At 52.1% G+C, this 14680-nt stretch carries 14 protein-coding genes; 8 read left to right on the forward strand and 6 right to left on the reverse strand.

Going from position 1 to position 14680, the window contains the following annotated elements; all coding sequences use genetic code 11:
- Nucleotides 1-50 precede the first annotated feature (50 nt).
- From ACLJR2_RS16655 to yeiP, 3 genes are all read right to left on the reverse strand, one after another.
- On the reverse strand, nt 51-770 hold the full coding sequence (locus tag ACLJR2_RS16655; RefSeq protein WP_000178095.1) for a phosphatase PAP2 family protein: 720 nt from the start codon (nt 768-770) through the stop codon (nt 51-53).
- A gap of 29 nt (nt 771-799) precedes the next feature.
- The gene (locus tag ACLJR2_RS16660) at nt 800-1786 is read right to left on the reverse strand and encodes a CobW family GTP-binding protein (RefSeq protein ID WP_000169350.1); all 987 of its coding nucleotides are present in this window, start codon (nt 1784-1786) and stop codon (nt 800-802) included.
- Between the two features lie 211 nt (nt 1787-1997).
- Nucleotides 1998-2570, reverse strand: a complete 573-nt coding sequence (yeiP, locus tag ACLJR2_RS16665; RefSeq protein ID WP_001136822.1) for an elongation factor P-like protein YeiP — start codon at nt 2568-2570, stop codon at nt 1998-2000.
- 323 nt (nt 2571-2893) lie between these two features.
- On the opposite strand from yeiP, the gene ACLJR2_RS16670 reads away from it, so the two are divergent.
- The 3 genes from ACLJR2_RS16670 (at nt 2894) to ACLJR2_RS16680 (ending at nt 4325) form a co-directional block, all read left to right on the forward strand.
- Nucleotides 2894-3148, forward strand: a complete 255-nt coding sequence (locus ACLJR2_RS16670; protein WP_001523448.1) for a YkgJ family cysteine cluster protein — start codon at nt 2894-2896, stop codon at nt 3146-3148.
- A 387-nt stretch (nt 3149-3535) separates the two neighbouring features.
- Nucleotides 3536-3658, forward strand: coding sequence for a hypothetical protein (locus ACLJR2_RS16675; RefSeq protein WP_001533779.1), 123 nt, complete (start codon nt 3536-3538; stop codon nt 3656-3658).
- A gap of 1 nt (nt 3659) precedes the next feature.
- Nucleotides 3660-4325 (forward strand): GNVR domain-containing protein, encoded by a 666-nt coding sequence (locus ACLJR2_RS16680; protein ID WP_001213879.1) that lies wholly within the window; start codon nt 3660-3662, stop codon nt 4323-4325.
- A gap of 64 nt (nt 4326-4389) precedes the next feature.
- Here the strand turns inward: ACLJR2_RS16680 and setB are convergent, their stop codons facing one another.
- The gene (setB, locus tag ACLJR2_RS16685; RefSeq protein WP_001533741.1) at nt 4390-5571 is read right to left on the reverse strand and encodes a sugar efflux transporter SetB; all 1182 of its coding nucleotides are present in this window, start codon (nt 5569-5571) and stop codon (nt 4390-4392) included.
- A 368-nt stretch (nt 5572-5939) separates the two neighbouring features.
- Between setB and fruB the strand changes: the two genes are divergently transcribed.
- From fruB to fruA, 3 genes are read left to right on the forward strand one after another with little or no spacing between them, the layout of a single operon-like run.
- Complete coding sequence (fruB, locus tag ACLJR2_RS16690) at nt 5940-7070, forward strand: fused PTS fructose transporter subunit IIA/HPr protein (protein ID WP_000487287.1); 1131 nt, start codon at nt 5940-5942, stop codon at nt 7068-7070.
- Nucleotides 7070-8008 (forward strand): 1-phosphofructokinase, encoded by a 939-nt coding sequence (gene fruK / locus ACLJR2_RS16695; protein ID WP_000091249.1) that lies wholly within the window; start codon nt 7070-7072, stop codon nt 8006-8008. The genes fruB and fruK overlap by 1 nt, the downstream gene beginning before the upstream one ends.
- Nucleotides 8009-8024: 16 nt before the next feature.
- The gene (gene fruA / locus ACLJR2_RS16700) at nt 8025-9713 is read left to right on the forward strand and encodes a PTS fructose transporter subunit IIBC (protein ID WP_000854408.1); all 1689 of its coding nucleotides are present in this window, start codon (nt 8025-8027) and stop codon (nt 9711-9713) included.
- A 64-nt stretch (nt 9714-9777) separates the two neighbouring features.
- Here the strand turns inward: fruA and nfo are convergent, their stop codons facing one another.
- A complete protein-coding gene (nfo, locus tag ACLJR2_RS16705; RefSeq protein ID WP_000873913.1) occupies nt 9778-10635 on the reverse strand; it encodes a deoxyribonuclease IV in 858 nt (285 codons plus the stop codon).
- 78 nt (nt 10636-10713) lie between these two features.
- Complete coding sequence (locus tag ACLJR2_RS16710) at nt 10714-11763, reverse strand: YeiH family protein (RefSeq protein ID WP_000137966.1); 1050 nt, start codon at nt 11761-11763, stop codon at nt 10714-10716.
- 120 nt (nt 11764-11883) lie between these two features.
- Between ACLJR2_RS16710 and yieE the strand changes: the two genes are divergently transcribed.
- Together yieE and lysP are read left to right on the forward strand one after the other, a co-directional pair.
- Nucleotides 11884-12747 carry a DNA-binding transcriptional regulator YeiE gene (gene yieE / locus ACLJR2_RS16715; protein ID WP_000548316.1) on the forward strand — a complete coding sequence of 288 codons (864 nt, stop codon included), beginning with the start codon at nt 11884-11886 and terminating at the stop codon, nt 12745-12747.
- 189 nt (nt 12748-12936) lie between these two features.
- A complete protein-coding gene (gene lysP, locus ACLJR2_RS16720; RefSeq protein ID WP_000534999.1) occupies nt 12937-14406 on the forward strand; it encodes a lysine-specific permease in 1470 nt (489 codons plus the stop codon).
- Nucleotides 14407-14680: the final 274 nt, after the last annotated feature.

Genomic DNA, 14680 nt, shown 5'->3' on the forward strand with positions numbered 1-14680 from the left:
TACCTTCAACGATGTAAAACTATCGCTGAAGGTAATGTTAATTACGTGGGTTATTTGTTTAAAATTTGTTTATTTCCGCCCGGGAGATAATTCTCAAAAAGCGCTATCGCCCGGTCGCTGAGCGGGGTCATCAGCCACCAGGGGAGGCCAATCAAAATAACCGTGAGCGACCCGACCACAATATCGGTGAACCAGTGAGCGCCAATCATAACGCGCGGAAACGCGAAAACCACAAATATAATAAGGGCGATAATCCCCGCCGTTTTGCCGAAATAACGCAGCATAAAGGCGGAAAATATCAGCAGCATCATACCGTGATCGCCTGGGAAACTGTCTTTTGACGCGTCTTTTGTCGGGATGTGCAGCAACTCGCTGACGCGATAAATATGCTCAAAAGAGAGCGTTGGGCTGGCGCGCTTGACGGGGATCAGCGCCTGACCGAGTTGGTTAAGCACCACCGCTGTTAGCAGCATGACCAATCCGATTATCACAATGCGCCGCCGGCCCGATGCGTTTTCTTTTAGCCAGAAACTGAGCATCAGTCCGCCCATCGCCAGCAGCGAACAGCCGTCAAACGCCCGATTATTGGTAATAGCGACCCACCAGAGGAACGCGTGGCTTTCCACCAGTTTCTGGTTAAAGAAGTGGAATATGCCGGAATCAATGGTGAACCAGAAACCGTGATTGACGGGAAGATACCATGACAAAAACAGCGCCAGACCGGCGGCATTAAGCAGAATTATCAAGGAATAGCGGGTTTTCATCGTCATTTCGCCATAGTTTTTAAACGGTGGCAACCTTACGCGTGCGTCGCTAAACGAAGCTTCAACAAGGCCGTCTGTAACGTATTCCAGTCGGTTTCTGTGTTTGAGATAAGTTCAACCCGGCTATCCGGCGGCGCGACACTCTGTGTTTCGATGTGCAGGTCATCGCCCTGGCGATTGATGCGTACCAGCCCCTCTTGTATGCGCATAACGCCTTTCACCCGGCCCACCGGCGCCAGACGAGCCCATTCGAGTAGGCCAATGGTGTCAAACACGGTATCGGCATCGAAAATCCAGCCGCAGGCCTGATGACCCTGTCCGCTATTGAGGCTGCGTCGCCAGCGCTGCTGGGCGGGCAGATTTAGCGCGGCGAGTCCTTTTTTACTGGCATGAGTGTGAGAATGCGCGGCGCTGGCCGGCAGTTCCGCCAGATTTTGTCGCGGTAAATCCAGAAGCTTACCGTCTATCTGTCCATGTTCGGCATGAATCAGTTGACGATCGCCGCCGTACTGTCGCCACCACTGTTGCAGGGCGGCATCGCTCTGCGCCGTGGCGCGATCGGTCTTATTGGCGATGATAATATCGGCTGAGGCGAGCTGATCGCGGAAATTTTCATTGGCGACGCTCTGTTGGTCCAGTAGCAGGCGAGGGTCAAGGATGCAGAGCGTAGCGCGTAAATCAATCCACGGCTCATAAACCGGCGCAGTTAATAAATCTAGGATCTGTTTTGGGTGCCCCAGTCCGGTTGGTTCAATCAGCAACCGGTCAGGTTTGCCCTGGCGCAGCAGCGTGTTGAGCCCCACCTGCATAGGCAATCCATTGACGCAGCACATGCAGCCGCCGGGGATCTCTTTTAGCAGTGCGCCGCTGTCGGCAAGCAGCGCGCCGTCAATACCCACTTCGCCAAATTCATTGACCAGGACGGCCCACTTTTCAGCCGGATCTTTATGGGCTAATAAATGAAGGATAGAGGTGGTTTTTCCGCTACCGAGAAATCCAGTAATAAGATTGGTTTTGGTCACGTCAGCTCCAGAATATTGATACAACATAACAACTTTAATAATCCTGGCGAATAAACGTGAAAAAGAGAAGCGCTGAGTTGACGAAGTCGTGCTTCTGCCATCTTAAGAGCAGAAAATGTTAAATTTTTAACGTTTCTCTTTCTTGGTGCAGAACAGTCAATAAAGAAAAGGGTCAGACTGCGCCCTGGGGCGCAGCCGAAAAATGCGAAACTTAATCCGCGCGCCCCATATAACGGCGCTCTTCGATATGAATGCGGATTTTCTCACCTGCGCTCAGGTATTCGGGAACCTGAATCACCAGACCGGTGCTTAATGTCGCGGGTTTGTTACGTGCGCTGGCGGACGCTCCTTTAATACCCGGCGCGGTTTCGACGATTTCCAGATCCACGGTTTGCGGAAGCTCTAGCGCCAGCAGTTGGCCGTCCCAGGTCAGAACCTGCATATCCGGCATTCCGCCTTCAGGCATAAACAGCAACTCTTCTTCAATCTGATCTTTGGTGAAGGTATACGGCGTATAGTCTTCTTTATCCATGAACACATATTCGTTGCCATCGACATAAGAAAAGTCAACGCCGCGACGGCTCAGGGTGACGGTATCAACGATATCGTCGCCTTTGAAACGTTCTTCCACTTTCAGACCGGTGCGGACATCGGAAAAACGCATTTTATACAGTGTGGCGGCGCCACGGGCGGTAGGCGACTGAATGTCGATATCTTTCACAATCAGCAATTTGCCGTTGTAGTTCAGTACCATACCTTTTTTGATTTCGTTCGCTCTTGGCATCGAGGAGATCCTGTTGTAGAGATTATCTAAAATATCGCGTAAAACTACTCGCGCCGGGCCGTCCAGGCAAGTGGAATTGTCACTTTTGCTGGTGCAAAAAAGGTGATACTGTTCGCCCGCTTTCCGCTCCGCGTTCAACGAGAATACGCGATGGCATGTCGCCCGGAGGGGGGAAGTGTGCTGTGTTGTCCCTTCTGTTTCCAGCCTTGTCTTCGGAATGTCTGAGGGCAGGACTGATCATGATGACGTCCACATTTTAAATCTGGATTTTTCTTTGGACAAATTCTGTTATCTTTCATTTGGTTATAAATAGAGGGCTGAGCATGGACTGTCGTAGCGGTTGTGGCGCTTGCTGTATTGCGCCTTCAATTTCGTCGCCGATACCCGGAATGCCGAATGGCAAGCCGATGAATACCAGATGCGTGCAGCTTTCGGAAGATAACTTGTGCCTTATCTTTGGCTCGCCTTTACGCCCAAAAGTGTGCTCTGGTTTGCAACCGACAGGGGACATGTGTTTAACGACCCGGGAAGAGGCCATTATTTATTTGCTGGAACTCGAGCAGAAAACCTTACCATGAGCTAAGCCGTTTTTGATAAATGTGCAGGGGCTTACGTTATATCCCGAAATAGTCTGCAAAAGCTGCGCCTCAAATTACCTCCTTTTACCATTAAATAGCGTAATACATGATTCCCTTATTTCGTGGCTTCTGAAGCGGTAGATGTCGCCGCTCAACCCCGTTGGTGCCTGAACGTGTACCGAATGAACCGTCACATAAAACAAAAACGATCAATTTTATTTATATGATAGTTTTTATCTATTAAAAAGAGGAATTTTGATCGATTTTAATTATTTATAACGATCGATATCATGAATTTGATAGTTTATATCTATCATTGATGTATTTACCGATCGATATAACCAGTGTGAATGTATTGTTATTTTCCTTTAAAATACTCGAATTCTTATGTGTGGGTTTTATCTTATGAAGAAATATACGTTCGCAGCCAGGGCGTTTATTTTTACGCTGGTGTTGCTTTTTGTTATTTCAGTATGTGGGTTGACTATTAGCGTTTTAAAAGGGATGTGAAATGCGGGGAGAAAATAGTGAAATTGATTTAGTCGACGTTTCCTTATTCCTTATAAGAAAATGGCTAAGTATCATGATCGCTACCTTTATTTTTGTTGCCATTGGCTATGTTTTTGTGAGCGTGCAGCATGATACAAAGGTTGTGAGTATTACGATCAAACCTAATCTGGATACGCCTGCTACCTATGCGTTATGTGGCTATACTAATGATATTCAATGTAAAACAACGGTTATCCTTAACCAGTTTAGCCGTTTCTTGCCTGCGAACTATAAAAATAAAATAAGTTTTGACGCGAAAAAACAGCTTGTTCTTTTTAAGGCGCAGGGGAGGGAAGAAAGGGTCAATAATATTATTTCCACCCTGAAAAATAGTGTCGATAAAATGGCAGCATGGTATATCGATGACGGTGACATTAAACGTTATAGCGTGCATAAAAATATGTTACAAACGGAAACATATGCAAAGCTATCATTGTTGTCGGAGGCGGTTAAAAATAATGCTAACATTGAAGTGATAGATGTTGCTGTTACACCAAAATATAAGATGCGGCTGGTGCTGGTCCTTTGCGGGCTGATGGGCGTAATTTTCTCAATAACCGGTCTTTTATGTAGGAGGGCGCTTACAGAATATCGTATTGAGAAAAAGACAATGAATGACCGTGCATGAACATTGCGCAGAGATAAACTCTGCGCTGAAATGTGTCGAAGAGTAAAAGTATCAGGCTTGCAAGTTAAACATCTTTAATACGCGCCAGGCAGAACATGGTGGCGACAATCATGACTAACGCAAACCAGAAGACCGCATGGTAATTCCAGATTTCTGCGGCGATTCCCGCCAACGAACCGGCAATGATCCAGCCGACGCGAATGGTATTGGTATACAGCGTGGTGGCTGAACCCGCCTGGCCTGGCATCAGATCCTGAAAATAGAGCATGCCAATCCCGCCAAGAATGCCGGTGTAAATCGCGTTCAGCAACTGCAAGCCGAGCAACGTTGCCGGCGCGTGCGCCAGCAACATACCCGCATAAAAGCACAGTCCGGCGACAACGGCGATGCACATTAACAGGCGTTTTCCCAACCGTTTGGCGAAGTAACCTGCAATCAGCATTGTGGGAATCTCCAGCCCGGCGGCGGTGCCCATCATCATGCCTGCAAGTTTTTCCGGAAGATGCAGCTCATTGATGATAAACAGCGGCATATTAATGATATACAGGCTGTTAGTTCCCCACATTAACGTACAGATGACAAACAGCAACAGCGTATCGCGGCGATTACGACGCGGTGCTTCCAGCGTGCCGGTTGCCAGCGGCGCATCTTTGCGCATTGACGGTAAAAAGAACCACACCATGACGCCGCAGACGATAAAAGCTACCGCCGCGCTCAAATACATCACCGTAAAGCTAAAACCCATCGCCAGCGCATAGGCCAGCGGCGGCCCAATGACCCAGGCCAACGAGACCTGGGCGCGGAGGATTGAGCTGAACATCACCGCTTCACGACCTGTACGATCGGCATGTTCTCGGGCCAGCGCAAACATCTGCGGGTTGGCGGTAGAGCCGAAGCTACTGAGAAAGACGCCGATAAACAGCAAAATAAAGTAGTTGCGGTTCCAGGCAAACAACACGCAGGCCAACATGCCCAGCACGCAACAGAAAACGATCAGTTTTTTGCGATCGCCTTTTTTATCTGAGCGACCCGCCAGAAACTGGCTCACGATAATGCCGATAACCGCGCTGCCGGTAAAAAAGAAACCCACCATGCCGGGACGGGCGTGAACCTCATCCGTCAGAAAAATACTGAGCGTCGGCGTCTGTAACGCACCGGCAATACCGGTGAGAAAAGCGACGATCAAAAAGGCGGTAGACGTCAGGTCAAACGATTTGGGCGCAGCGGCGGCGGGACTGTTGTGCATGTTTCTATATCAGTGGTGTGAAGAGAGGCGGAGTTTACGCTGCCCATCAGAAAATAAACAGGCGTCTGAATCAAAATCGACACGAAAAATCAAAATAGCATTCCAGTTTGTTACCAGGGCGTGCTGACGCAAGCTGAAAGAAAAAAGCTGAAGCCTTTTATGCGTCAGCTATTGAGGGGCTGTTGGAGAAAAAATGTGCTTCACCTCAAAAAATTGCTACAAAACTGGTAACTTTTCTTGCGTGCTGAAGCAGAAAGATCCAGACTTCTTGAAACGTTTCAGCGCGATCTGGTTTTTTTGATAACTCAGATTGGCGCTTTTTTTCTCATAGTGGCTGAATCGTTTCAATTCAGCAGGAGAGGAGACACATGTTCCAGTTATCGGTTCAGGACATTCATCCGGGCGAGCAGGCCGGAAATAAAGAAGAGGCCATTCGGCAAATCGCCGCCGCGTTAGCGCAGGCGGGGAATGTGGCGGGCGGCTATGTTGACGGTATGCTGGCGCGCGAACAGCAAACCTCGACCTTTCTTGGCAATGGTATTGCGATTCCCCATGGCACAACAGACACGCGCGATCAGGTGCTGAAAACCGGCGTCCAGGTCTTTCAATTCCCGCAGGGCGTTACCTGGGGAGAAGGCCAGGTCGCCTACGTGGCGATTGGTATTGCCGCCAGTTCGGACGAACACCTCGGCCTGCTGCGTCAGCTGACGCATGTGCTAAGCGATGACTCCGTGGCTGAACAGCTGAAATCCGCGACAACGGCGGAAGAGCTGCGTGCATTGCTGATGGGCGAGAAGCAAAGTGAACAATTAAAACTTGATAATGAGACGATGACGCTGGATGTCATCGCCAGCTCGCTGGTCACATTGCAGGCGCTAAATGCGGCGCGTCTGAAAGAGGCGGGAGCGGTTGATGCGGCGTTCGTCGCAAAAACGATTAACGATAGTCCGATGAATCTGGGACAAGGCATCTGGCTGAACGACAGCGCGGAAGGCAATTTGCGCAGCGCTGTTGCGGTAAGCCGTGCGACCCAGGCGTTTGACGTAGAGGGTGAAAAAGCAGCCTTATTAGTCACTGTCGCGATGAACGATGAGCAGCCGATTGCCGTGCTAAAACGCCTCGGCGACCTGTTGCTGAACAATAAAGCCGATCGTCTGCTGAGCGCCGACGCCGCGACGCTGCTGGCGTTGCTGACCAGTGATGATGCGCTGACGGATGACGTACTGAGCGCGGAATTTGTAGTGCGTAATGAGCATGGTCTCCATGCCCGTCCGGGCACCATGCTGGTGAATACGATTAAACAATTTAACAGTGAAATTACCGTGACAAACCTTGATGGAACCGGCAAACCGGCAAACGGACGTAGTCTGATGAAAGTGGTGGCATTAGGCGTGAAGAAAGGCCATCGTCTGCGCTTTACCGCGCAGGGTGAAGATGCTGAACAGGCGCTGAAAGCGATTGGCGATGCGATCGCCGCCGGTCTCGGGGAGGGCGCATAATGAGCAGGCGTGTTGCCACCATTACCCTTAATCCGGCTTACGATCTGGTTGGGTTTTGCCCTGAAATCGAACGCGGCGAAGTGAACCTGGTGAAAACCACGGGTCTGCACGCGGCGGGCAAAGGCATTAACGTTGCCAAGGTGCTAAAAGACTTAGGCATCGACGTCACCGTCGGCGGTTTTCTCGGTAAAGATAACCAGGACGGTTTTCAGCAATTGTTCAGCGAACTGGGCATCGCTAACCGCTTTCAGGTGGTTCAGGGCCGGACCCGCATCAACGTGAAGCTGACGGAAAAAGATGGCGAAGTGACCGACTTCAACTTTTCCGGCTTTGACGTGACCCCCGCAGACTGGGAACGCTTTGTTAACGACTCCCTGAGCTGGCTGGGCCAGTTCGATATGGTCTGCGTCAGCGGTAGCTTACCGGCTGGCGTGAGTCCGGAAGCGTTCACCGACTGGATGACGCGTCTGCGCAGCCAGTGTCCATGCATTATCTTTGATAGTAGCCGTGAAGCGTTAGTCGCCGGTCTTAAAGCTGCGCCGTGGCTGGTGAAACCGAATCGCCGCGAACTGGAAATTTGGGCGGGTCGTAAGCTCCCGGAAATGAAAGATGTAATTGATGCGGCGCACGCGTTACGCGAACAGGGTATCGCTCATGTGGTGATTTCGCTGGGGGCGGAAGGCGCGCTGTGGGTTAACGCCTCAGGAGAATGGATCGCTAAACCACCGGCAGTTGACGTGGTAAGTACCGTCGGCGCAGGCGATTCCATGGTTGGCGGATTGATTTACGGCCTGCTGATGCGCGAGTCCAGCGAACATACGCTGCGTCTGGCGACGGCGGTTGCCGCGCTGGCGGTCAGCCAGAGCAATGTGGGTATTACCGATCGTCCTCAGTTGGCCGCAATGATGGCGCGTGTCGACTTACAACCGTTTAACTGACAGCAGGAGAGGCATAATGAAAACGCTGCTGATAATTGACGCTAATCTCGGCCAGGCTCGCGCTTACATGGCGAAAACCCTGCTTGGAGCGGCGGCGCATAAAGCAAATCTGGAAATTATCGATAATCCGAATGATGCTGAGCTGGCGATCGTGTTGGGCGAATCTCTGCCGAACGACAATGCTCTGAACGGCAAAAAGGTTTGGCTGGGGGATATTGGTCGCGCCGTTGCGCATCCGGAACTGTTTCTGAGTGAAGCCAAAAGCCATGCGACCCCTTACAGCGCCCCTGCTGCGGCTGCTCCTGCGGCGAGCGGCGGTCCGAAACGCGTGGTCGCGGTAACGGCCTGCCCGACCGGCGTCGCTCATACTTTTATGGCGGCTGAAGCCATTGAAACAGAAGCGAAAAAACGCGGCTGGTGGGTAAAAGTCGAAACGCGCGGCTCCGTGGGGGCCGGCAATGCCATCACCCCGGAAGAGGTGGCGGAAGCGGATTTAGTGATTGTGGCGGCGGATATCGAAGTGGATCTGGCGAAGTTTGCCGGTCTCCCGATGTACCGCACGTCGACCGGCCTGGCGCTGAAAAAGACGGCGCAGGAGCTGGATAAAGCCGTAGCGGAAGCGACGCCGTATCAACCGGCGGGTAAGGCATCGCAAGCGGCGACCGAAGGGAAGAAAGAGAGCGCTGGCGCATACCGGCATCTGTTGACGGGCGTTTCTTACATGCTGCCTATGGTGGTTGCCGGGGGACTGTGTATTGCGCTTTCCTTCGCCTTTGGTATTGAAGCCTTTAAGGTGCCGGACACGCTGGCGGCGGCGCTGATGCAGATTGGCGGCGGTTCGGCGTTTGCGCTGATGGTGCCGGTACTGGCGGGTTATATCGCTTTCTCCATCGCGGATCGCCCAGGCCTTACGCCAGGTCTGATTGGCGGTATGCTGGCGGTTAGCACCGGTTCCGGTTTTATCGGCGGGATCATTGCCGGCTTCCTTGCCGGGTATATGGCGAAGCTTATCAGTACCAAACTGAAACTTCCGCAAAGTATGGAAGCGCTGAAGCCAATCCTGATCATCCCGTTAATTTCCAGTCTGGTGGTGGGGCTGGCGATGATTTACCTGATCGGTAAACCGGTTGCCGGGATTCTGGAAGGGCTCACCCACTGGTTGCAAACCATGGGGACGGCAAACGCGGTGCTGCTGGGCGCGATTCTCGGCGGGATGATGTGTACCGACATGGGCGGCCCGGTGAACAAAGCGGCGTATGCGTTTGGCGTTGGTCTGCTGAGTACGCAAACTTACGCGCCGATGGCGGCGATCATGGCCGCAGGTATGGTACCGCCGTTAGCGCTGGGTCTGGCGACGATGGTGGCGCGCCGTAAGTTCGACAAAGCTCAGCAGGAAGGCGGTAAAGCGGCGTTGGTGCTGGGGCTGTGCTTTATCACTGAAGGCGCTATTCCGTTTGCGGCGCGCGACCCGATGCGTGTACTGCCGTGCTGTATCGTTGGCGGCGCGTTGACCGGGGCCATTTCTATGGCGGTAGGCGCAAAATTGATGGCGCCGCATGGCGGTCTGTTTGTTCTGCTTATCCCAGGTGCAATTACGCCGGTATTGGGATACCTGCTGGCAATTGTGGCCGGTACGCTGGTGGCAGGGCTGGCTTATGCCGTCCTGAAACGTCCGGAGACGGAAGTCGCGGCAAAAGCGGCATAAGAGAAACACGCTAAAAAAGGCAGAGCGCGCTCTGCCTTTTTTATTGCCTGAAGAACATTGAGCGTCAGGCCATCGCTTCGGCAATTTGCTGGGCTTTTAACCACGCAATCTCTTCCGCCCAGATATCAGGATTGATGGTCTCCAGTATCAGCGGAATACCGTCAAAACGCCCATCCTGCATAATCCAACGAAACGCATCGTGGCCGATATTGCCTTCACCCAGACTGTGATGGCGGTCAACGCGGCTACCGAAGGCGCTTTTGGCGTCGTTCAGGTGCATTCCGCGCAAATACTGAAATCCGACAATTTTCCCGAATCCGGCGAACGTTTTCTCGCACGCCTCTGGCGTACGCAGATCGTATCCGGCGGCAAAGGCATGGCAGGTATCGATACAGACGCCAACGCGCGACTTATCTTCCACGCCGTCGATGATGGCGGCTAACTGTTCAAACTCAAACCCCAGATTACTGCCCTGACCGGCTGTATTTTCGATAACCGCCGTAACGCCCTCGGTCTGCGCGAGGGCAATATTGATGGATTCCGCGATCCGCGCCAGGCAATCCTCCTGTGCAATCTGCATCAGATGGCTACCGGGATGAAAATTAAGCAAGGTTAAGCCGAGTTGTTCACAGCGCTGCATTTCATCGAGAAAGGCATCGCGTGATTTTTCCAGCGCTTCACTGACCGGATGGCCCAGATTAATCAGGTAACTATCGTGGGGAAGAATTTGCGCCGCCGAGAAATGATACTTTTCACAGGCGATTTTAAAGTCATCAATGACCTGGGGAGTAAGGGGGGCGGCACGCCACTGACGCTGGTTTTTTGTGAAAAGCGCAAAGGCCGTTGCGCCAATTTCAGCCGCGCGGGCAGGGGCGTTAGCCAGACCGCCAGCAGCGCTGACGTGCGCTCCGATGTATTTCATAAAAGACTCCTGTTAAACCCGCTAACGGTTCATTACGAACGCTATGATAACGGGTTAACAGGCGTGAAACGTAATAATTTATGCGATAAGGCTATGGATTAGGACGTTAATGGCGCCACCGCCAATAATCAGCCAGGCGAATAGTGCCAGCGCCATCAGCAGCGGTTTCGCCCCCGCTTTTTTCAATGCGCTAACGTGAGTGGTCAGACCCAACGCCGCCATTGCCATCGCCAGCAGCACTGTGTCCAGCGTCACCAGCATATCCACCACGGCTTTCGGCAGCAGGTGGAAAGAGTTGAAGATCGCCACTACGATGAAGAAAATAGCAAACCACGGAATGGTAATTTTGCTTTTTTCCGCGCCGGTCGCCGGTGAAAGCTGTTTAACGCGTGCCGCCAGAATGATCAGGAACGGCGCCAGCATCATGACACGCAGCATCTTAGCGATAACTGCCGCATTTTCCGCATCCGGGCTAACGGCATGACCCGCTGCGACCACTTGCGCGACTTCATGCATGGTTGAGCCGATATAGATGCCGTAAGTTTCCGGGCTGAACCAGTGTGCCAGCAGCGGATACATTGCCGGGTAAAGGAAAATGGCGATGGTGCCGAAAATAACGACAGTCGCGACGGCTACAGTAACCTTACTGGCTTCCGCTTTTACCACCGGTTCTGTCGCCAGTACCGCCGCCGCGCCGCAGATACTGCTACCGGCGCCAATCAGCCAGCTGGTATGCCTGTCCAGACCAAAGACTTTTTGGCCTAAGAAGCAGGCCAGCATGAACGTGCTGGAAAGCGTTAATACGTCAATCACAATGCCGCTAATGCCCACATCGGCGATTTGTGAAAAGGTAAGGCGGAAGCCGTAAAGGATAATCCCTAAACGCAGCAGATGTTGTTTTGCAAACAGCACGCCGCCGTCGCATTGTTTCCATATTTGTGGATAGACGGTATTCCCGATAACCATACCCAGCAGGATAGCCAGGGTCAGGGCGCTGAACCCCGCGCCTGCAACGGCAGGGATAGCGCCGCCCCACAGGGCGACTCCTGTAATGACGGCGCTCAGAGCGAGCCCCGGTATAAAATGCCACATTGTACGACGATGATTCTGCAAGGTGAGTTCTGTCATAACCTTCTCCTGTATATGGACAATAAGGTTACGGTGATCTGGTTTAAAAATAAAATTGATTATATATTTATAATTAATCTTTATAAGTGGTAAGTGAAACGCTATCGGTGGGATACGACTATGCATATTACGCTACGACAACTTGAAGTGTTTGCTGAAGTACTGAAAAGCGGTTCAACAACCCAGGCGTCGGTCATGCTGTCATTATCGCAGTCCGCCGTTAGCGCCGCGCTCACCGATCTGGAAGGTCAGCTCGGCGTACAGTTGTTTGATCGGGTGGGGAAACGGCTGGTGGTCAACGAACACGGGCGCTTGTTATACCCGCGCGCGCTGGCATTGCTGGAGCAAGCGGTAGAAATTGAGCAGCTATTTCGTGAAGATAACGGCGCGATACGGGTTTATGCCAGTAGCACCATCGGCAATTACATTTTACCCGCCATGATTGCCCGCTATCGCCAGCATTATCCGGCCTTACCGCTGGAGCTCAGCGTGGGAAACAGCCAGGACGTGATTAACGCGGTGCTGGATTTTCGGGTTGATATCGGCCTGATTGAAGGACCATGTCACAGTACAGAGATTATTTCTGAGCCGTGGCTGGAAGATGAGCTGGTGGTCTTTGCCGCGCCGTCCTCGCCGCTGACGCAGGGGCCGGTGACGCTGGAACAGCTTGCGGCATCCCCATGGATTTTACGCGAGCGCGGTTCCGGTACGCGGGAAATTGTCGATTATTTGCTGTTGTCGCATTTGCCGCGCTTTCATATGGCGATGGAGTTGGGGAATTCAGAAGCGATTAAACATGCGGTGCGTCATGGACTGGGGATAAGTTGTTTATCGCGCCGGGTGATTGCTGAACAACTCCAGGCGGGAACCCTGGGCGAAGTCGCGGTGCCGTTACCGCGCCTGGTGCGCACGTTGTGGCGTGTTCATCATCGGCAGAAACATCTTTCTAACGCGTTGCAGCGTTTTTTGAGTTACTGTGAATAAAGGTGAAGAGGAGGGCTGCCCGGGCGGCATCGCCATTTTTAGTATCCGCTTACGTATACGTTATTCTCTGCTTTACTTATAATCCGTGGCCGGTCATGAAGGTCTCTTATAACCGCGCATTTGTGTCGGAAGGATAGTATTTCGTCTGTTACAATCGCGCCTCATTTTTTGGATGGATAGCATTTTCACATGGGTTCCAAAACTAAAACCACAGAAGCGCCCGCGCTACGTCGCGAATTAAAGGCGCGTCACCTGACGATGATTGCCATTGGCGGCTCCATCGGGACAGGTCTTTTCGTTGCATCTGGTGCGACAATTTCTCAGGCGGGGCCAGGCGGCGCGCTGTTTTCTTATATTCTGATTGGTTTGATGGTCTACTTCCTGATGACCAGTCTTGGCGAGCTGGCGGCCTATATGCCGGTATCTGGCTCGTTTGCGACATATGGTCAGAACTATGTGGAAGAAGGCTTTGGTTTCGCGCTGGGCTGGAACTACTGGTACAACTGGGCGGTGACTATCGCTGTTGACCTGGTTGCCGCGCAATTGGTGATGGGCTGGTGGTTCCCGGACACGCCGGGCTGGATCTGGAGCGCGCTATTCCTCTGCGTCATTTTCTTGCTGAACTACATTTCCGTACGCGGTTTTGGCGAGGCGGAGTACTGGTTCTCGTTAATTAAAGTCGCGACCGTTATTATCTTCATCATCGTTGGCGTAGCGATGATTATCGGCATCTTTAAAGGTGTCGAGCCGGTCGGCTGGAGCAACTGGACGACGGGCGATGCGCCTTTCGCTGGCGGTTTTGCGGCAATGATTGGCGTCGCGATGATCGTGGGCTTCTCTTTCCAGGGAACTGAGCTGATTGGTATTGCCGCCGGGGAATCTGAAAACCCGGAGAAGAATATTCCGCGCGCGGTGCGTCAGGTGTTCTGGCGTATTCTGCTGTTTTATGTTTTCGCGATTTTGATTATTAGCCTGATCATTCCTTATACCGATCCAAACCTGCTGCGTAACGACGTCAAAGACATTAGCGTCAGTCCGTTTACCTTAGTGTTCCAGCATGCGGGCTTGTTGTCTGCGGCGGCGATAATGAATGCGGTTATCCTGACGGCGGTACTGTCTGCGGGTAACTCCGGGATGTATGCCTCGACCCGTATGCTCTACACCCTGGCCTGTGACGGTAAGGCCCCGCGTATTTTTGCGAAATTGTCCCGCGGCGGCGTACCGCGCAATGCGCTTTATGCCACCACCGTGATTGCCGGTCTTTGCTTTTTGACCTCAATGTTCGGCAACCAGACGGTCTATCTGTGGCTGTTGAACACCTCCGGTATGACGGGCTTCATCGCCTGGCTGGGGATTGCCATTAGCCATTATCGCTTCCGTCGCGGTTACGTGATACAAGGGTATGATGTGAATGATTTGCCGTACCGTTCCGGGTTCTTCCCGCTGGGGCCGATTTTCGCCTTTGTACTGTGCCTGATTATTACGTTGGGGCAGAACTATGAAGCGTTCCTGAAAGATACCATCGACTGGGGCGGTGTCGCGGCGACCTATATCGGTATTCCGCTGTTCCTGCTTATCTGGTTCGGCTACAAGCTGATAAAAGGTACGCATTTTGTGCGCTATAGCGAAATGCACTTCCCGGAACGCGTTAAAAAGTAACGTAGTATTCTCGTCATAGGCCGGATAAGGCTTTATGCCGCCATCCGGCACGGACTGCCTGAACCTGACCCTTCTAACCCTCTCATTCGAGAGGGTTTTTTGTTTTTTCTTTATGATTGGTTCAAATGACATAATTATTAACAATTAAATTGATAATTATTATCGTTTGCTTTATCGTTACGCTCGAAATCAGAAAGGATGAAGATTCGGGCGCGACCGTCACTCATGAGCCCGACTCGCCTGCATAAAAAGAGTTCGCCGTGATAACCGTTAT

Source organism: Salmonella sp. SAL03688, assembly GCF_046551895.1.
GTDB classification, from domain to species: domain Bacteria; phylum Pseudomonadota; class Gammaproteobacteria; order Enterobacterales; family Enterobacteriaceae; genus Salmonella; species Salmonella enterica.